Raw genomic sequence first — 18,568 nt, forward strand, 5'->3', positions numbered from 1 at the left:
CAGGTCAGGGCTGTCCATATCTGTTGATCGGTGTGGATTCATGAACAGGGAGGGCTTAGGCTCCTGAGTTGTGACTCATGACCACAGCTACGTCGAGGACTTTGCTTCCGGCGCCAACGTCCTGCCCCCGCGCGCCTGGCTGGACGACGACTCCGGGCGGCTGGCGCTCAGCGGTGACTGGAGCTTCCGGCTGTCCCCGACCGTGGCGGACGCGCCGGACGACCTGAAGGACCCGGACACCTCCGGCTGGGACACGCTCGCGGTCCCCGGCCACTGGCAGCTGAACGGGTACGGCGCGCCGGCGTACACCAACATCGTCTACCCGTTCCCGCTCGAGCCGCCGTACGTGCCGACCGAGAACCCGACCGGCGACTACGTCCGGACCGTGACGGTGCCGGCGGACTTCGCGGGCGCCAAGGTCGTGCTGCGGTTCGAGGGCGTGGACTCGCGGTTCGCGGTGTACGTGAACGGCGAGTGGGTCGGCTGGTCGTCCGGCTCCCGGCTGGCGTCGGAGTTCGACATCACCGATCTGGTTGCTCCGGGCAAGGAAGCGCGGATCGCGGTGCGGGTGCACCAGTGGTCGGCCGGTTCGTACGTCGAGGACCAGGACATGTGGTGGCTGTCCGGGATCTTCCGCGAGGTCAACCTGCTCGCGCTCCGCCCGGACGCGCCGACCGACGTCTTCGTCAAGGCCGCCTGGGACCACGTCGACGGCGCCGGCACGCTGCTCGTCGAGTCCGACGTACCGGGCACCGTGACCGTCCCCGAGCTGGGTCTGGAGCTCCCGACCGGCGAGCACACCCGGGTGGAGGGCGTGCAGCCGTGGAGCGCCGAGGCGCCGCGGCTGTACGACGCCGTGCTGCGGACCGCGGGCGGCGAGGTGCGGCTGCGGATCGGGTTCCGGACGGTCGCGATCGTCGACGGGATCTTCACGGTCAACGGCAACCGGGTGCTGTTCAACGGCGTCAACCGGCACGAGTTCCACCCGGACCGGGGTCGCTCGCTGACCGAGCAGGACATGCTGGACGACGTCCTGATCATGAAGCGGGCCGGGATCAACGCGGTCCGGACCAGCCACTACCCGCCGCACCCGCACTTCCTGTCGCTGTGCGACGAGTACGGGTTGTACGTCATCGACGAGTGCGACCTGGAGACCCACGGGTTCGGGTACGAGCCGCAGCCGCCGAAGCTACCGAACCCGGTGATGGACGAGCGCTTCCGCGACGACCTGGTCGACCGGATGCGGCGCACCGTGCACCGGGACAAGAACCACCCGTCGATCGTGATCTGGTCGCTCGGCAACGAGTGCGGGATGGGTGACAACCTCAAGGCGATGTACGACCTGGTCAAGGAGCTCGACCCGTCGCGGCCGGTGCACTACGAGCGCGACACCGAGGCCGAGTGGGTGGACATCTACTCGCGGATGTACACCTCGCCCGAGGGCTGCGCGGAGATCGGCGCGGACAGCTCGCGCTACCGGGGCATCCCGTTCATCCTGTGCGAGTACGGCCACGCGATGGGCAACGGGCCGGGCGGGCTGCTCGACTACCGCGAGGTGTTCGAGAAGTACCCGCGCTGCCAGGGCGGGTTCATCTGGGAGTTCATCGACCACGGCATCCGGACCACCATCGACGGACGTGAGGTGTACGCGTACGGCGGGGACTTCGGCGAGACGATCCACGACGGCAACTTCGTCTGCGACGGCCTGCTGTTCCCGGACCGGACGCCGTCGCCGGGTATGCACGAGTACATCAAGGTGATCGAGCCGCTACGCATCGTTGCCGACGGCAACCGGGTGTCGATCGGCAACCGCTACGAGGTCCTGGACACCAGCCACCTGAGCTTCAGCTACGTGGTGGAGGCCGGGGGTTCGCAGGTGGACTCCGGGACGCTGACGGTTCCGGTGATCGCGGCCGGGGAGACCGTCACGGTCGATCTGCCGTCGGCGGATGCCTCGAAGCCCGAGACCTGGGTGACGGTCACCGCGACACTCACCGAGTCGACGTCCTGGGCCGACGCTGGGCACCGGATCGCCTGGGGCCAGATCCGGCTGGACGAGCCGGCCGCCGCCGACGTGGTGGTCAGCGGTTCGCCGGCTGTCGGTGAGGCCGGCGTTCGCGGGATCAGCGTGGCCGGCGTGCAGGATGTGCGGCTGGATGTCTGGCGGGCGCCGATCGACAACGACGCGATTCCGGGGGTCGCGGCGGGCTGGCGTGAGGACGGGCTGCACCGGGTGCAGCACCGCGTCGTGTCGCAGGGTGAGCGCGACGGCGCCTGGGAGGTTGTGACGCGCACCGCGCCGCCGGCGCTGCAGTGGGGTCTGCGCAGCACTTGGCGCTGGACCGCTGTGGACGGCGGAGTTGTTCTGGAGCTGAGCGTCGTACCGGAGGGGCTGTTCCCGGAGGTGCTGCCGCGGCTCGGCATCACGCTCGAGCTGCCGAAGGTCCAGCAGGTCGAGTGGTTCGGCACCGGCCCCAACGAGGCGTACGTCGACACGCGCGAGGCCGCCGCGGTGGGCAAGTACTCCGCCACGGTTGCCGAGCTGCAGACGCCGTACGTCCGCCCCCAGGAGAACGGCCACCGCATCGACACCCGCTGGGCCCAGCTCGACGGCCTGCGGATCGAGGCCGTCGACCAGCTCTTCGGCCTCACCGTCCGCGACTGGACGTCGGCCGACCTGGAGAACGCGAAGCACACCGCGGACCTGGTCCCGGGTGACACCACCTACGTCACCCTCGACCTCGCCCAGACCGGCGTCGGCACCGCGGCCTGTGGCCCGGCCCTCCCCGACCGCGACAAGCTCAAGACGGCCCCGGCCACAATCACCCTCCGCTTCAGCAGCTGAGGTAAGGAATCCCCAGGCCATCACAATCAGTCGAGCACGGCCCGCGCCCGCGGGACTGTGCTCGCGGCCACCGATTGTGATGGCCTGGCGATCCGCGCTCTCGCTCAGATCGCGATGACGGCGCGCGGATGCAGCCGACCGGCTGGTGGGTGGTAGGCCGACCAGGCGCGGGCCAGGCGGTGGACTGCTTCGGTCAGGTCGGTGGGGCGGGCTCGGAAGTGGAGGCGGATGTAGGGGTCTCCGGCGCCGGTGACGTCGAGGCCTGCGCCGGGGAGTACCGCTAGGCCGTGACGGAGGGCCGTCTGGGCGAACGAGACGCCGTCGCCGTGCGGGAGGCGGACCCACAGGCACTGGCCGCCGGTGACGGACGGGATCTCCCAGTTGGGGAGCGCCGCGGTGAGCAGGCCGTGCAGGTGGTCGTGGCGTGCTTTGAGCGTGCGAGGCAGGTCAGGGCCGTCCAGGAGCGGGAGCAGGTGTACGGCGGCCAGTTGGCTGGGGACGTTGCCGCCCAGGTCGTGAACAGCGCGGAGCCGGGCCAGCCGGTTGATCAGCGGGGGTGCCGCGCGGATCCAGCCGATCCGCAGACCACCCCAGATGCTCTTGCTGAGTGAGCCGATCGAGATCACCGAGGCGCCGTACGCCGCCATCGGCACGGGCCGCTCCGCACCGGGGAATCCGAGGTCGGCCGGCACCTCGTCCTCGATCACCGGGATTCCGACGTTGGCCACCCGCTGCCGCGCGAGCGTGGACATCACCGCGCCGGTCGGGTTCTGGTACGTCGGGATGACGTAGGCGAGCGCCGGACGCCGCTCCCGGACCGCCGCCTCGAGGCCCTCGAGTCCCACCGGCAGCCCGCGCAGAACGCCGCCCTCCTCACGGAACACCTCCAACGCGCCCGGGTACGTCGGCGCCTCGACGAGCACCTGGTCTCCGGGCGACAACAGGGCATGTGCGAGCAGCGAGAGCGCCTGTTGGCCGCCGTTGGTCACCAGGATCTGCTCGTACGCCGTGGGTACGCCGCGAGCCGTATAGCGGTCCGCGAGGGCCGCACGGAGTTCTGGGTGGCCGTATGGGTAATAGCCGATGTCGTCGGTGATCCGGCCGAGCTCTGGTGCGATCGCGGTGAACGCGTCCGCGAGCTGCGGCGGCGGATCGCCCGGCGCGGCGCAGACCGCGAGCAGTACGTGGTCGTCACGTGCTTCCAGCGAGTCCAGGAAGATCGGATCGACCGGTGCATCCTCGGCCGGTGCGTCCGACGGAACGCCGGCGACCCGGGTGCCGCTGCCCTGACGGCGGGCGATCCGTCCTTCGGCCCGCAGCAGGTCGTACGCGGCGACCACCGTCGTACGCCCGACCGCGAGGGCTGCGGCCAGTGCGCGATCGGGTGGGAGCAGCACGCCCGGCGGCAGTTCGCCGTCGTCGATCAGCTGCCGCAGGCGGGCCGCGAGCAGCACGTAGAGCGGGCCGCGGCCGGACGACCAGCGGCCCAACCGGTCAACCACCTCGATTGGTCTCATCCGCGAACCAATTCTGCCGGATTGGCTCTGGGGTGACCAGCCGTGGCCCAGAACGATGGCGGTATGGCCACTTTCCCGCGCAACGAGATCATGTCCCTGACCGCGTCGCAGCCCCAGCACGACCTCGGTGAGAGCTACGGGCCGGACCTCCGGCTCGCGGACCTGCTCACCCCGGAGCTCGCCGACCTCGAACTCGGCTACGGCACCGCCGCCGGAGGCCTTCAGCTGAGGACGGCGATCGCGGACCGGCACGGCGTACGACCGGAGGACGTGGTGGTCACCGTCGGCGGCATGCACGGGATCTTCCTGCTCGCGTACCTGCTGGCGGATCAGGGTGGTCAGGTCGTCACGACCGCGCCGGAGTTCCCGATGACCCGGAACGCGTTCGAGACGGTCGGGGCGTCGGTGCGGGTGGTTCCGTTGAGCTTCGACGAGGGCTATCGGGTGACCGCGGACGCCGTACGTGCGCAGCTGACGCCCGAGACCAGGCTGGTCAGCCTGGCGACGCCACAGAACCCGTCCGGTGTCGCCGTACCGCGGGAGACCCTGAGCGAGATTGCCGACGCGATGAGTGAGGTCTGCCCGGACGCGTACCTGATGGTCGACGAGACCTATCGCACCGCGTCGTACGGCGATGATCCGGTGGCGGACACGGCGCTCGGGCTGGGGCCGAAGGTGGTGTCCGTGGCGTCGTTGTCCAAGTGCCACGGGGCGGCCGGGTTGCGGATCGGGTGGGTGATCAGCACGGACGCGGGGCTCGTGGAGCGGCTGACGACGGCGAAGTTCAGCACGGTCGTCTCCGCGTCTCCGGTGACGGAGGCGCTCGCGGTGCGAGTCTTCGAGCAGGAGCCCCGCATCCTCGCCGAGCGCAGGACCTGGCTCGAGCAGAACCTCCTGATCACCCAGGACTGGGTGCAGGCGAACAGTGACGTTGTGGAGTGGGTCCGTCCCTCCGCCGGGGCCTTGTGCGTGGTTCGGTGGCGCCCGCAGGTGGACCTGGCCGAGTTCCGGCGTACGGCGGGTGATCTGGGGGTGCGGCTGGCGGACGGGGACTGGTTCGGGGACGAGTCGCGGGTCTTCCGGCTCGGGTTCGGATTCTTGCCGGAGGAGGAGCTCAAGGCGGCGCTGGATGCGCTGCGCGAGGCTGTCCACGCCGCCCACTAGGCTTGCGGTGTGCCGGAGGTTCATGACCCGTTGACCGATCCTGCACCGGCGCACGATGTGCGGGCGGTGTTGCGGATCCGGGCGTTCCGGCGGCTGTGGATCGGGTTCGGGCTGTCCAGCCTGGGCGACTGGATCGGGCTGCTGGCACTGACAGCGATGGCGAAGTCGTTCGCGGGTGACGACTACCAGCTGGCGAACTTCGCGATCGGCGGCGTGCTGTTCCTGCGGGTGCTGCCGGCGCTCGTGATGGGGCCGGTGGCCGGCTGGATCGCGGACCGGCTCGACCGGCGCTGGACGATGATCGTCGGCGACCTGGTCCGGGCCGCGTTCTTTGTGACGATCCCGCTCGTCGGCACGCTCACCTGGCTGCTGGTCGCGACCGTGCTGATCGAGATCGTCAGCCTGATCTGGGGCCCGGCCAAGGACGCCAGCGTGCCGAACCTGGTGCCCCGGCACCGGCTCGAGGCGGCCAACCAGCTCAGCCTGATCACGACGTACGGCTCGGCTCTCCCGGCCGCGGTGATCTTCACCGCGATCACGCTGGTCACCCGCTGGGCCGGCGACTTCTCGATCGACCTGGCCGTCTACGTGAACGCGGCGACCTTCGTGATCTCGGCGGTCGCGATCGTGTCGGTCGCCGAGATCGGCCGCGCGGTGCACGAGCACGACGAGCACCCGACGCTGTGGCGGACCATGGTCGAGGGCTGGTCCTACGTCACCGGTACGCCGGTGGTCCGCGGGCTCGTGGTCGGCATCTCCGGGGCGTTCGCGGCAGGCGCGGTCGTGATCGGCCTCGGCCGGACGTACGTCGAGGACCTCGGCGCGGGCGACCCCGGATACGGCCTGCTCTTCGGGGCGGTGTTCGGCGGGCTGGCACTCGGGATGGGGTTCGCGCCGCGGATCTTCTCCGGGCTGTCCCGGCGCCGGCTGTTCGCGGCCGGGCTGGTCGGGTCCGGGCTCTGCCTGGCCGGGCTGGCGCTGATCCAGCAGATCGAGATCGCCACGATGATCGCGATCCTGCTCGGGTTCTGCGCCGGCGGCTCGTGGGTCTCCGGATACACGCTGCTCGGGCTCGAGGTGCCGGACGCGGTGCGCGGGCGGACGTTCGCGTTCGTGCAGTCGGCGGTCCGGACGGTGCTCGCGGTCACGCTGGCGATCGCGCCGTTCGCCGCCGGCGCGATCGGCCGGCACACGTGGACGATCGGCGGCCGCTCGGCGACGTACAACGGCGCCACGATGACGATGGTCGCGGCCGCGATCCTGGCCGGCGTGATCGGCCTGCTCGCCTGGCGGCAGATGGACGACCGCCCCGGGGTGCCGTTCTGGCGCGACGTGCGGCGCAGCTTCGGCAAGACCCGCGGCGACTATCCGACGACCGGTCTGTTCATCGCGCTCGAGGGCGGCGACGGGGCGGGCAAGTCGACCCAGTCCGCGCTGCTGGTGAAGTGGCTGGAGGAGCAGGGCCAGCAGGTCCTGCTGACCCGGGAGCCCGGCGCGACCGAGATCGGCAAGACGTTGCGCCAGATCGTCCTCGACCCGGCGACCGGCGACATCTCGCACCGCACCGAGGCCCTGCTGTACGCCGCGGACAAGGCGGAGCACGTCGACTCGGTGATCAAACCCGCGCTGAAGGCCGGTGCGGTCGTGATCACCGACCGGTACGTCGACTCCGCGCTGGCCTACCAGGGCTCCGGGCGGGACCTGGACCTGTCCGACGTCGAGCGGGTGAACCGGTGGGCGACCGACGATCTGCGGCCGAACCTCACCGTCCTGCTGGACATGCCGCCGAAGGGCGGTCTCGGCCGGTTCACCGAGCGGGACCGGATCGAGGCGCAGGCCGACGACTTCCACGAGCGGGTGCGGAACGCGTTCCTCGAGCTGGCCGCGGCCGAGCCGCAGCACTACCTGGTCCTCGACGCGACGCAGGACCGCGAGGCCATCGCGCAACAGATCCGCGCCCGACTGGAACCGATGCTGCCGAAGGTGGGCCTATGAGTGTTTGGGACGACCTGGTCGGGCAGGAGCCCGCGGTCGCCGTACTGCGCAAGGCTGTCGCCGGCGCCGCCGCCGTACTGCGGGGCGAGACGGGCGCCGCGGTCGCCGGGATGACCCACGCCTGGCTGATCACCGGACCGCCGGGATCCGGCCGGTCGAACGCGGGCCGGGCGTTCGCGGCCGCGTTGCAGTGCGCCGACGAGGGCTGCGGCGAGTGCAACGAGTGCCGGACGGCGCTCACCGGCGCGCATCCGGATGTGTCGCTGATCCGCACCGAGCTGCTCTCGATCCGGGTCAGCGAGGTGCGCGAGCTGGTCCGCCGGGCGGCGATGAGCCCGACGCAGGGCCGGTGGCAGGTGATGGTCGTCGAGGACGCGGACCGGCTGACCGAGCAGGCCGCGGACGCGTTGCTGAAGAGCATCGAGGAGCCGGCGCCGCGGACCGTGTGGGTGCTGTGCGCGCCGACCGTCGAGGACGTCGTGCCGACGATCCGGTCGCGCTGCCGCCTGCTGGTGCTGCGGACGCCGCCGGTCGCCGCGGTCGCGGAGATGCTGCGTGCGAAGGTGGGCGTGGACGCGGACCTGGCGTGGTTCGCGGCGCGGGCCGCGCAGGGGCACATCGGCCGGGCGCGGGCGCTGGCCCGCGACGAGGCGGTCCGCGACCGGCGGAACAAGGTGCTCGAAGTACCGTTCGCCCTGCGTGACCTCGGAGCGTGCCTGAAGGCGGCGCAGCAGCTGGTCGAAGCGGCCAAGGAAGAGGCCAAGGCCAGCGCCGAGAAGGTCGACGAGAAGGAGCGGGCCGCGCTCGAGCAGGCTCTCGGGGTCGGGACGAAGGGCGCCCGGCCGCGGGAGGCGAACGCGGCGCTGAAGGAGCTCGAGGACCAGCAGAAGGCCCGCGCCAAACGGTGGGAGCGGGACGTCCTCGACCGCTCGCTGGTCGACCTGATGGCGCTCTACCGGGACGTCCTCCTGGTGCAGACCGGCGCCGGCAGCGAGCTGATCAACGCCGAGCTGCGCCGCACCATCGAGCAGCTCGGCCACCGGACGACCGCCGAGCAGACCGTCCGCCGGATCGACGCGATCACGACGTGCCGCGAAGCGATCGAGGCGAACGTCGCGCCGCTGGTCGCGCTCGAGGCGATGACGGTCTCGCTGTTCGAAGGCCGCAGCGACGGCTTCACGATCCCGCGGCGGCTGGCGCGCTGAGGCGTGAATCACCTCGTCCGATAACTGGGCGGACGGTGTAACACCGAGACCAGCGGGTCCGATGACTGGGTGTCCGAGCTGAGCAGACCGCTCGGCGCCCTGTCGAACGGAAGCCCATGACCCAGCCGTCGTCCCCGATTCAGCCGGCACGGCCGTCGTTGCCGTCGGCCGAGTCCTGGCTGGAGGGCGTCCCGGCACCGAAGGGCCGCCAGGACGGGTACGCCGTCGCCGCGTTCGCGACCAGCCTGCCCGGGCTGGTGCCGATCGCGGTCGTGCTGGCCGGTGTCGCGCTACGGCGGATCAAGCGCGCCGGCGGGCAGGGGAGACGGCTCGCGTACGGCGCCCTGGTGGTGTCACTGTGCTGGGTGATCGCGATCGGCGTCGCGGTCACGCTCAACCTGATCGGCGAGCACCGGCGCGGCATCGGCCGGACCGTGTCGATCTCGCAGGTGGACGTCGGCCGGTGCTTCGACGCCGACCTCGAAGCCGAGGCGCTCCGGCTGGTCCGGATCGCCGACTGTGCCGCGGGCCACACGGGCGAGGCGTACGCGAAGGTGCAGGCGGCGCTCGTCGGCCTGTCCACCGGTCAGACCGGGACGGTCGCCACGCAGCAATGCGCGGGCGCGTTCCGGGAGTTCGTCGGGAAGCCCTACGAGCAGTCCGAGCTGGACATGTACTACGTCGTGCTGGAGGACCGCGCTGTTGCTAGTGGCAACGTCCTGTGTCTGGTCGGGATGCCCGGGACCCATCTGACGGGTACGATGCGCGGATCACAGCGGTAGTGCCTGCGGGGGACCAGTGGGGGTAGCAGCGTGACTCAGCCACCGTACGGCCAGGAGCCGGAACGGCCACAGGATCGGCCACACGATCCGACCCGTGTGTTTCCCACGTACGGACGGCCGGATGCGGCGGATGGGTCCGGCACGCCGGGTGGGCAGACCGGGCAGACCGGGTACGGTCAGGCGCCGGGCGGGCCGTCGGCGAACGGGCAGCCGGGGCCTGGGTACGGGCAGCCGGGGCCGGCGTACGGGGCCGGTTACGGGCCGAGCCAGTACCCCTCGGCGTACGGGCAGGCTCCGGGACCGTACGGGTACGGCTACAGCTACGGGTACGGCTACAGCGGCTCGGGCGGGACGAACGGGCTGGCGACGGCCGCGCTCGTCACCGGGCTCGGCGGGCTGATCGTCGGCTTGGCCGCGCCGGTGGCGATCGGCCTGGGGATCGCGGCGCTGGTACAGATCAAGCGCCGCGGCCAAGAAGGCAAGGGAATGGCGATCGCCGGCGTGGTGATCGGGTCCGTGGTGTCAGTCGGGTACGCACTGCTGTTCGCGCTCGTCATCGCGTTCGGCTCGTCCGCCGACGACGACTACGGCGCACCGGAACCGGTGACGTCGAACTCCGGCCCGACGACGTACGTCGACGAACTCGTGGTCGGCGAGTGCTTCGACGACGACGGCAGCGAAGAGGACGAGGTGTCCCGGCAGCCGTGCACGACGGACCACGACGGCGAGATCGTCGCGATCGTGACCCTTCCCGGTACGACCTACCCCGGCGACACCGCCATCGATGAAGCGGCCGAGAACGCCTGCGCCCCCGCGTTCGGTACCTACGTCGGGAAGCCCAGCGACGAGTCGGAACTCATGCTGGACTGGTGGACCCCGGCCAAGTCCGCCTGGAACCACGGCGACCACCGAGTCCTGTGCGCCGCCTTCGCCCCCGACGACGAGAAACTCACCAGCAGCGTCAAGAACAGCCACCGCTAGCCGCCTGCCAGACCGATACGATGCGCGACGTGACTCAGCCACCGCACGACTCGAACCCCGAGCGCCCGCAGGACATCACCCGGCCGCTACCCGCCACGTCCTGGGCGCCTCCCGGGCAACCGGGGTACGGTCAGCCAGCTCAGGGCCAGTACGGGCAGGCACAGTACGGTCAGCCAGGCCAAGGTCAGTACGGCCAGCCGGGCCAAGGTCAGTACGGTCAGCCAGGCCAAGGTCAGTACGGCCAGCCAGGGCAAGGTCAGTACGGTCAGCCGTACGCGCAAGGGCCGTACACGCAAGGGCAGTACGGGCAGCAGGCGGAGTACGCGCAGACGCCGTATGTCAACGCCGGCTACGCCGGCTTCCAGTACGGCGGGTCGGGCGGCACCAACGGCCTGGCCACGGCCGCATTGATCTGCGCCCTCGGCGGATTGGTCATCGGCTTCTCCGCACCAGTAGGTGTCGGCTTGGCGATCGCTGCGCTCGTCCAGATCAAGCGCCGCGGCCAGGAAGGCAAGGGAATGGCAATCGCCGGCCTGGTCATCGGCTCCCTGATCACGATCGGCTCCGTCCTGCTGTTCCTCTTCCTCATCGTCCTGGGCACGACAGCCTCCGACGACGACTACTCCGGCGCTCCCCACCCGCAACAACACACCCACACGATCAAAGACAGCCACCGCTAGAAGCCCTCGCGTGCTACGCAGGCGCTTCCCGCATCCGACTACGCGCCGCGGGTTGGTGACCGCTGCGCGGTCGCGGCGTTCTCTCCCGAAGTAGGATCTGGGTTCGGGTAGGCGGCCGTCGGGCTATCGGCGTGGAAGTTGATGTGTGCCGGTGTGGTCGACGACGAAGCAGAAGCCGTGGGGGCTGGTCCATTCGATGGCGCCGCTGGGCAGGCGCCGGTTCCTCCAGCCGCCGAAGGTTTTGGCGCGGTGGTGGAGTCGGCCTTGCGGTATGAGGTTGTCGACGCTGGTTTGCCCCGGCGGGCCGGTGCGGTCTGACGAGCGTGTCTGGCCAGGCGGGCGCGCTCCGCGTGAGCCCGGAGACGTGGGCGGGCGCGTTGGGCCGGGTGGCCGTGACGACGCTGCCGTCCATGCCGCAGCTGATGCCGACCGTGCTGATGCCGACCGTGCCGATGCTGACCGCATTGACGCGGCTGGCGTTGGTCGTACAGGGGCTGGTTGCGTCGTTGGCGTTGGTGGGCGGGTGTGGTGGTACGGGGCGATGTGGTCTTGGTCCATGCGAGCCGTGGCTTCGGCGCCGCTGTACGGGAACATGTCGACGGGGTGGCGCAGGCGGACACGTTCGCGGATGCGGTCGGGGATTTCGTAGCTGTGGACGCTGACTTGGTCGTGCAGGTCGATCACCGGCTTGAGGATGATCTGGTCGTGGCCGAGCAGTTCGCTGAGTTGGCTGGCGAGTTGCGGGCCCAGTTCCTCGACGCGTAGTACGCCGATGCCGGTCGCGAGGGTTCTGTCGGTGAGATGCACGTACAGGGTGTGGCGGTTGGGTCGGCTGCTGCCCGCGCCGAGGCCGCCGCTGTGGGCGTCGTGCTTGATCGCGGCCAGCCGGGCCGCCAGAGTTCCCGCCAGTGCTTGTCGTGTGAACGCGTCGGCGGTCGGGGTGTCGCGCTGGTTCCGAATGCAACTGGCCTCGAGCCTGCTGTGGACCGCGAGGTCGTCATCGGCTGGAACCACCTTGGTCTCGACGCCTGGCGAGTACTGCTCTTTGTCGAGGGGTAGTAGCTCCGATTCTTGGCCGGTGGGCTCCTCCAGGCGGCCATCATCGGCGCTCGCCGCATCCCTCGCCGCATCCCTCGCCGCATCGCCCCAGGCCGCCTCATCCGCGGCCGCGTCGCAACCGGCGGCGGTCGGCGGGGTCGGAGTTTCGGCGGTGGGGTTGGTTGGGGTGCTGGTGGGGTGGGTGCGGGCGAGGTAGCGGGCGACTTCGCTGAGCTGGTGGGCGGCGGCTGGGTCGGCGATCCAGTCGATAGCTTTGGCGCGGCGTTGGTCGAGGGTGTCGGTGTCACCGAGGGTTGCGAGGGCTTGGGCGAGGTCGTCGATGGTGGCGTCGAAGCGGATGACGGCGCCGGCGGCGGCGCGGACCCAGATGCGTTTGGTGCCGTGGTCGTCGGACTGGGAGACGAAGACGCCGCGGGTCTCGGCGGCGGCTTCGGCGTGGGCTCGGCCCTGCTCGGGATCGGCTTCCCAGATCGCGGCGGTGGTGATCGCGGTCAGTCTTCTCGGCGTCACGGTGTTCACGATGCGTACGATCCGCTGGTCCACGATCGCGGCCGCCTCGAGCGACAGCGACAGACAGGTATGGGCGATTTTGCGGGCTCGCCAGGCGATCGCCTGTCCGGCCAGCACGGCGGCCCAGACCTTCGGGAGGCGGTGGCGTAGCGCCAGTGCCTCACCGATCAGCGCGGAGGCGGCGCCGCTGGAGACGCCTAGGACGGCGCCGAACTCGATCGGCGCGAACTCGGCCACCTCGGGGCATCCGTCACCGCCGTACACCCGCAGGCGTTCGTAGCCTGGCAGTGGCTCGTCCGATGTCCAGGAGACGACAGCGTTGCGGTCGGCGTAGGACAGTGCGGCCTCCAGTACGCGGACAGCGGCGCGGTTCTCGAGCTGGGCGTACTCAGCCGCCGCGGCCAGTAGGTCCGTGTCGGTGAGCTCATCCAGATCGGTCCCGAACATGTGTTCTATTGTAGATCACGGAATGGTTACAGCCAAATCGGTTCGGTGGTCGAAGCCCTTGCATACAAGGGGAAGCGTGCTTTGCGACGAGATCGATCGCGGGGATCGGAGGTCGTTCGCCGCGAGAGTCTGCCTGGTGATTGGCGCGTGGAGCAGTGTGTGGAACTGGGCTGCTCGCCCGTCATAAGCGGGCGGTAGTCCGGGGGAGTCGAGTGGGCAACGGTGGGAAGCGTAGTGACGAGAAAGGGCCTGTGTGGGCATCCGGGTTCCTTGCACGCCCTCACTCATCACGGTCAGCCCCTGGACGAGGGCCAGCGCGGTAGTCACGCGGTGGATGGTCTCCTGCAAGTACTCTGGCCGCGTGGGTATGGTCATGGCGGTGTCGTTCGAGCGCTACGGGCGGCTTTACTACCTTGATCCGGGTGACTTTCGGCCCCGGGTGGGGGACAAGGTGTTGGTGCCTACCGACGACGGGCCTGAGGTTGCGGAGTGTGTGTGGGCGCCGCAGTACGTGACCGAGGACGTCGGCGGGCTGCCGTTGTGCGCCGGAATCGCGACCGGTGACGACCTGGACCGGGACGAGAAGAACCGGCAGCGGCGGGCGGACGCGCGGGTCATCGCGAAGCGGACGATCCGGGAGCACGGGCTGCCGATGAAGGTGGTCGGGATCGATTTCGTCGACCGGCGGCCGGATGTGGACCAGCTCGTGATCGTGTACTTCTCGGCGCCGCACCGGGTGGATTTCCGTGAGTTGGTGCGCGATCTGGCCCGTGCGCTGCGGGCGCGGATCGAGCTGCGGCAGGTCGGTGCGCGCGACGAGGCGCGGTTGCAGGGCGGGATCGGGCCGTGCGGGCGGGACCTGTGCTGTGCGACGTTCCTGAAGGACTTCGAGCCGGTCAGCGTGCGGATGGCGAAGGACCAGGACCTGCCGCTGAACCCGTTGAAGATCTCCGGCGCCTGCGGCCGGTTGATGTGCTGCCTGAAGTACGAGCACCCGCTGTACCAGGAATTCAACGCGAAGGCGCCCGCGGTCGGGTCCGCGGTGGAGACCCCCGCGGGTGATGGAGTGGTGGTCGGGCACAACGTGCCGAGCGACACCGTCGTCGTGCGGCTGGCGGCGTCGGGACGGCGGTGCGCGTGCAGCCGGGCGGACGTCTGCTCGCCGCGGCAGCAGTACGAAGCCTCCGGTACGACGACCCCGGACGCACCACCCGTCGTACCGGAAACACCGGAAACACCCGAAACCAAGACGCCGGAAACCAAGGAAACGCCGGAAACGCCCGCGCCGCCACAAGACGTCACCGAAGAGCGCGCCGAGACCCGTGCGGAGCGGCGGGCGCGCAAACCACGCCGGCGGCGCCGCCTGCATCATGACGACGAGGGAGATTCCGCGCAGTGAGATTCCGCAGGTCGACCGTACTGGTGGCAAGTCTTGCGGTGTTCGCGAGCGGATGTGGCGTGGCAAGCCGGGCGCAGGACGCCGGCGACGGTACGGCGCCTGGTGTCGGCAGCAACCCGCCCAGCGGGCCTGTGGGGCCGATCCCGGCCGGGCTGGACAAGTACTACCAGCAGAAGCCGGACTGGGAGCGCTGCGGTTCGAACCAGCAGTGCGCGACCATCGAGGTCCCGCTGGACTACACCAAGCCCACCGGTCAGACCATCGAGCTGCGGGCCCGGAAGGTGCTGGCCCGGGACCGCGGCGGCCGGCTCGGGACGCTGTTCATCAACCCGGGCGGCCCGGGAGCCTCCGGGCAGGAATTCGCGGCGCAGGTGCCGATGCTGTTCGGGTCGTCGCTGCTGCGGAAGTTCGACATCATCGGCTGGGACCCGCGCGGCGTCGGCGAGTCCACCCCGGTGCGGTGCCTGGACACCGCCCAGCTGGACGCGATGATCGCCGCCGACGGCAGCCCGGACGATGCCGCCGAGATCGCCGACCTGGAGAAGCAGTCCAAGGCCTTCGCGACCGGCTGTGAGCAACGCTCCGGCCAGCTGCTCCCGCACGTGAACACGAAGGACGCGGCCCGCGACATCGACGTGCTGCGCGGCATCGTCGGCGACCCCCAGCTCTACTACCTCGGCATGTCGTACGGCACCTACCTCGGTGCGACGTACGCCGAGCTGTTCCCGAAGAACGTCGGCCGGATGGTGCTGGACGGCGCCGTCGACCCGGCGATCACGTCCGAGCAGATGGGGATGGCGCAGGCGAAGGGCTTCGACAAGGCGCTGGACGCCTTCGCCGAGGACTGTGCACAGCGCTCCTGCAAGCTCGGCAGCAGCAAGAACGAGGTGCTGGCGAAGGTCGACCAGCTGATCAAGACCAGCGACGCGAACCCGCTCCCGGGTGACGGGCAGCGCCAGGTCACGCAGGCGCTGGTCATCCTCGGGATCGTCTACCCGCTGTACCTGAAGGACTTCTGGCCGCGGCTCGAGGACGCCGTCGCCGACGGTCTCGCCGGGAACGGCGCCCGGCTGCTCGCGCTCGCCGACGAGTACACCGACCGCAAGCCGTCCGGGTACGCCGACAACTCCAACGAGGTCCAGATCGCGGTCAACTGCTCGGACAAGCCCGACTTCGCGTCGGTCGCGCAGCTGCAGGCCAAGGTGCCGGAGTACAAGGTGGCGTCGCCGCGGTTCGGTGAGTTCCTCGCCTGGTCGTCGGTGGCCTGCATCAACTGGCCGGTGAAGCCGACGGACAAGCCGCACCAGATCAAGGCGGCCGGTGCGAAGCCGATCATGGTCCTCGGGACGACGCGCGACCCGGCCACGCCGTACGAGTGGGCGGTCGGGCTGGCACACCAGCTGGAGAACGGCATCCTCGTCACCCGCGACGGCGACGGCCATACGGCGTACCTGTCCGGCAACGCCTGCGTGAAGAACGTCGTCGAGAGCTACTTGGTGCAGGGCAACACACCAGCCGCCGACATCAAGTGTTAGTTGGGCCGGTTGTCGCCGTCGGCCACCGGGAGCTTGATGGTGTCGGTGGCGTGCTGGAGGACGGCGCGCAGGCCGGCCTCGTCCTGTGGGCGGCCGCCGACAGTGATCTCGACGGCTGATGTCTTGCCGTTGTCGAGCGAGATCCAGCGCGACAGGCCCATCCGGGGGCCGCGGGTCTTGTCGGTGTAGGTGTAGATCAGCGTGCCGTTGTCCCGGCTGAGCACCTTGAGGCCGGGCTCGTCGATGCTGCGCTCGCGGTTCGCGACCAGCCGGTCCGGCGGCTGCTTGCTGCCCCGGGTGTCGAACCGGAGCTGCCAGACGCCGGTCGAGTCGAGGAACTTCGGCCGGGTGCCGCCCTGGGCGCTCTTCCAGCCGGCCGGGACCTCGGCGGACACCGGGTCGTTGTCGGTGCCGAAGTTCTGCACGACGTACTGCAGCCCGTCGGCCTGGAGGCCGTCGCCGCGGCTCGGCGTGCCGGAGGGCGTCGGACTCACGAACCCCACGGGCGTGTCGTGGGCGGTGAACGGGTTTCCACCGTTCACGGCGACGACCGTTCCGAACACCGCTACGCCGACGGTCATTCCCGCCAGCGTCATCAGCAGCGCCTGGTGCCTGGGCGTGAGCATCCCGACCTCGCTTCCCTCTCTCCGGCCCGATTATCCCTGACGAGAGGGGCGTCTCCGCAAACTGCCGCGTACGCTGGCACGTCGTGGAGACGTCCGACCCCCTGTCCGACCCCCTGTTCCGGCAGGCCTTGCAGCGCTACAACGACGGTACGGCGGAACGCGCCGACCTGAAACTGCTCACGAAGGAACTGCTGAAACGTCTTGTCGCCAAGGCGCCGGGGCACGCGGTCGAGGTCCGCGTCCCGCCGTACGGCGCGGTGCAGTGCATCGAGGGCCCGCGGCACACCCGCGGGACGCCGGGAGCGGTGATCGAGATGCCCCCGGAGCTGTGGATCGACGTGGCGCTCGGCCGCGTCAGCTGGCCCGACGCCCGGCTGACCGGCAAACTCCGCGCCAGCGGCGAACGCACCGACCTGTCCGCCCTGCTCCCCCTCGATTGACGCCCTCGGCAACGAACCGGCGCCCCGCGGCCGGAGAATGAAACAGGTTCGTCCAGGCCGGTCGGAACTGTCAGTATGGGGCGGTGGCAGCAAGTCTTCGCGCGCGGCTGGCCCGGTTGCGCGTGGATCTGACTCCGTGGCGTGGTTCTCGCGACTTCCGCATCCTGCTGGTGTCGGGATCGGTCTTCTTCCTCGGCGGCATGGTCGGCTACGTCGCGCTGCCGTACCAGCTCTACCAACTCACCGGCTCGAACTTCGCCGTCGGCGCGATGGGCCTGGTGACGATCGTCCCGCTGGTCGTCTTCGGCCTGTACGGCGGCGCGCTGGCCGACCACGTGGAGCGCCGCAAGCTGCTCGTCGGCACCGGTCTCGCGCAGGTCGTGATCTCCGCGCTGATGGTCGCGAACACGCTGCTCCCGAACCCGCAGGTCTGGCTGATCTACGTCTGCGGCGCCCTGAACGCGGTCGCCTCGTCGCTGCAGCGGCCGAGCCGGGAGGCGCTCCTGCCGCGGGTGGTCAAGCACGAGGAGATCCCGGCCGCGGTCGCGCTGAGCTCACTGACCTCGCAGGTCGGCCAACTGGCCGGACCCGCACTCGGCGGCGTCCTGGTCGGTTCAGTGGGCGTGACCTGGGCGTTCTCGGTCGAGCTGGCCGGCATCGTCTTCGCGACGCTGCTCTACGCCCGCCTCGGGTCGTACCGTGCCGGCGAGCACTCGACGGCGCCCAGTCTGCGGGCGATCGGCGGCGGGATCGTGTATGCGTTCCGCCGCAAGGACCTGCTGGCGACGTACCTGGTCGACATGGTCGGGATGTTCCTGGCGATGCCGATCGTGCTGTTCCCGGCGTTCGCGACGGACGTCCTGCAGGAACCGAGGCTGCTCGGCCTGCTGTACAGCGCCGAGGCGATCGGGGCGATGTGCGCCAGCCTGACCAGCGGCTGGGCCAAACATGTGCACCACCAGGGCCGGGCGGTGGTGCTGGCCACGATGGGCTGGGGCGCCGCGGTCGGGATCGCCGGCCTGGCGCCGAACATCTGGTTCGCGATCGGGTTCTTCGCCCTGGCCGGCGCGGCCGACATGGTGTCGGTGCTCTTCCGGTCGGTGATCTGGAACCAGACCATCCCCGACGAGATGCGCGGGCGGCTGGCCGGGATCGAGATGCTCGGCTACTCGCTCGGCCCGCTCGGCGGCCAGGCCCGCTCCGGGCTCGTCGCCGACCTCACCACGGTCCGGACGGCAATCGTCAGCGGGGGCGTGATGTGCGTCGCCGGCGTGGTCGCCACAGCTGTCTGGCTGCGCGAGTTCTGGCGGTACGATTCCCGTACCGACGAACACGCCGTCCGCGAAAGGGAGCTCCGGGCCGCCGGTTAGAGTTCCTGCCATC

Annotated in this window: 14 protein-coding genes; 11 read left to right on the forward strand and 3 right to left on the reverse strand. The window is 70.2% G+C overall.

The window, feature by feature from the left end; all coding sequences use genetic code 11:
• Nucleotides 1-70: 70 nt before the first annotated feature.
• The gene (locus ABZX12_RS34880) at nt 71-2,845 is read left to right on the forward strand and encodes a glycoside hydrolase family 2 TIM barrel-domain containing protein (RefSeq protein ID WP_355699705.1); all 2,775 of its coding nucleotides are present in this window, start codon (nt 71-73) and stop codon (nt 2,843-2,845) included.
• A 104-nt stretch (nt 2,846-2,949) separates the two neighbouring features.
• Here the strand turns inward: ABZX12_RS34880 and ABZX12_RS34885 are convergent, their stop codons facing one another.
• Entirely contained in the window at nt 2,950-4,362 is a 1,413-nt protein-coding gene (locus ABZX12_RS34885; protein WP_355699706.1) for a PLP-dependent aminotransferase family protein, read from the reverse strand.
• 63 nt (nt 4,363-4,425) lie between these two features.
• On the opposite strand from ABZX12_RS34885, the gene ABZX12_RS34890 reads away from it, so the two are divergent.
• From ABZX12_RS34890 to ABZX12_RS34915, 6 genes are all read left to right on the forward strand, one after another.
• A complete protein-coding gene (locus ABZX12_RS34890; RefSeq protein ID WP_355699707.1) occupies nt 4,426-5,526 on the forward strand; it encodes a pyridoxal phosphate-dependent aminotransferase in 1,101 nt (366 codons plus the stop codon).
• Nucleotides 5,527-5,535: 9 nt separating this feature from the next.
• Nucleotides 5,536-7,521, forward strand: coding sequence for a dTMP kinase (tmk, locus tag ABZX12_RS34895; RefSeq protein WP_355699708.1), 1,986 nt, complete (start codon nt 5,536-5,538; stop codon nt 7,519-7,521).
• Entirely contained in the window at nt 7,518-8,726 is a 1,209-nt protein-coding gene (locus ABZX12_RS34900) for a DNA polymerase III subunit delta' (RefSeq protein WP_355699709.1), read from the forward strand. The genes tmk and ABZX12_RS34900 overlap by 4 nt, the downstream gene beginning before the upstream one ends.
• Nucleotides 8,727-8,842: 116 nt before the next feature.
• Complete coding sequence (locus ABZX12_RS34905; protein WP_355699710.1) at nt 8,843-9,508, forward strand: DUF4190 domain-containing protein; 666 nt, start codon at nt 8,843-8,845, stop codon at nt 9,506-9,508.
• Nucleotides 9,509-9,604: 96 nt separating this feature from the next.
• On the forward strand, nt 9,605-10,489 hold the full coding sequence (locus ABZX12_RS34910) for a DUF4190 domain-containing protein (protein ID WP_355699711.1): 885 nt from the start codon (nt 9,605-9,607) through the stop codon (nt 10,487-10,489).
• A gap of 29 nt (nt 10,490-10,518) precedes the next feature.
• Nucleotides 10,519-11,169, forward strand: a complete 651-nt coding sequence (locus tag ABZX12_RS34915; RefSeq protein WP_355699712.1) for a DUF4190 domain-containing protein — start codon at nt 10,519-10,521, stop codon at nt 11,167-11,169.
• A 123-nt stretch (nt 11,170-11,292) separates the two neighbouring features.
• Here the strand turns inward: ABZX12_RS34915 and ABZX12_RS34920 are convergent, their stop codons facing one another.
• On the reverse strand, nt 11,293-13,185 hold the full coding sequence (locus ABZX12_RS34920) for a hypothetical protein (RefSeq protein ID WP_355699713.1): 1,893 nt from the start codon (nt 13,183-13,185) through the stop codon (nt 11,293-11,295).
• Nucleotides 13,186-13,552: 367 nt separating this feature from the next.
• Between ABZX12_RS34920 and ricT the strand changes: the two genes are divergently transcribed.
• Together ricT and ABZX12_RS34930 are read left to right on the forward strand one after the other, a co-directional pair.
• Nucleotides 13,553-14,584: a regulatory iron-sulfur-containing complex subunit RicT gene (ricT, locus tag ABZX12_RS34925; protein ID WP_355699920.1), complete on the forward strand. Its 1,032-nt coding sequence runs from the start codon at nt 13,553-13,555 to the stop codon at nt 14,582-14,584.
• A gap of 59 nt (nt 14,585-14,643) precedes the next feature.
• A complete protein-coding gene (locus ABZX12_RS34930; RefSeq protein WP_355699714.1) occupies nt 14,644-16,119 on the forward strand; it encodes an alpha/beta hydrolase in 1,476 nt (491 codons plus the stop codon).
• On the opposite strand, the gene ABZX12_RS34935 is transcribed toward ABZX12_RS34930, so the two are convergent.
• Nucleotides 16,116-16,745 (reverse strand): hypothetical protein, encoded by a 630-nt coding sequence (locus ABZX12_RS34935; protein ID WP_355699715.1) that lies wholly within the window; start codon nt 16,743-16,745, stop codon nt 16,116-16,118. The genes ABZX12_RS34930 and ABZX12_RS34935 overlap by 4 nt on opposite strands.
• A gap of 83 nt (nt 16,746-16,828) precedes the next feature.
• Between ABZX12_RS34935 and ABZX12_RS34940 the strand changes: the two genes are divergently transcribed.
• On the forward strand, nt 16,829-17,185 hold the full coding sequence (locus ABZX12_RS34940; protein WP_355699716.1) for a sterol carrier family protein: 357 nt from the start codon (nt 16,829-16,831) through the stop codon (nt 17,183-17,185).
• A gap of 83 nt (nt 17,186-17,268) precedes the next feature.
• On the forward strand, nt 17,269-18,555 hold the full coding sequence (locus ABZX12_RS34945) for an MFS transporter (protein ID WP_355699717.1): 1,287 nt from the start codon (nt 17,269-17,271) through the stop codon (nt 18,553-18,555).
• Nucleotides 18,556-18,568 lie beyond the last annotated feature (13 nt).

It is taken from the genome of Kribbella sp. NPDC003505 (assembly GCF_040610875.1).
GTDB lineage: Bacteria > Actinomycetota > Actinomycetes > Propionibacteriales > Kribbellaceae > Kribbella.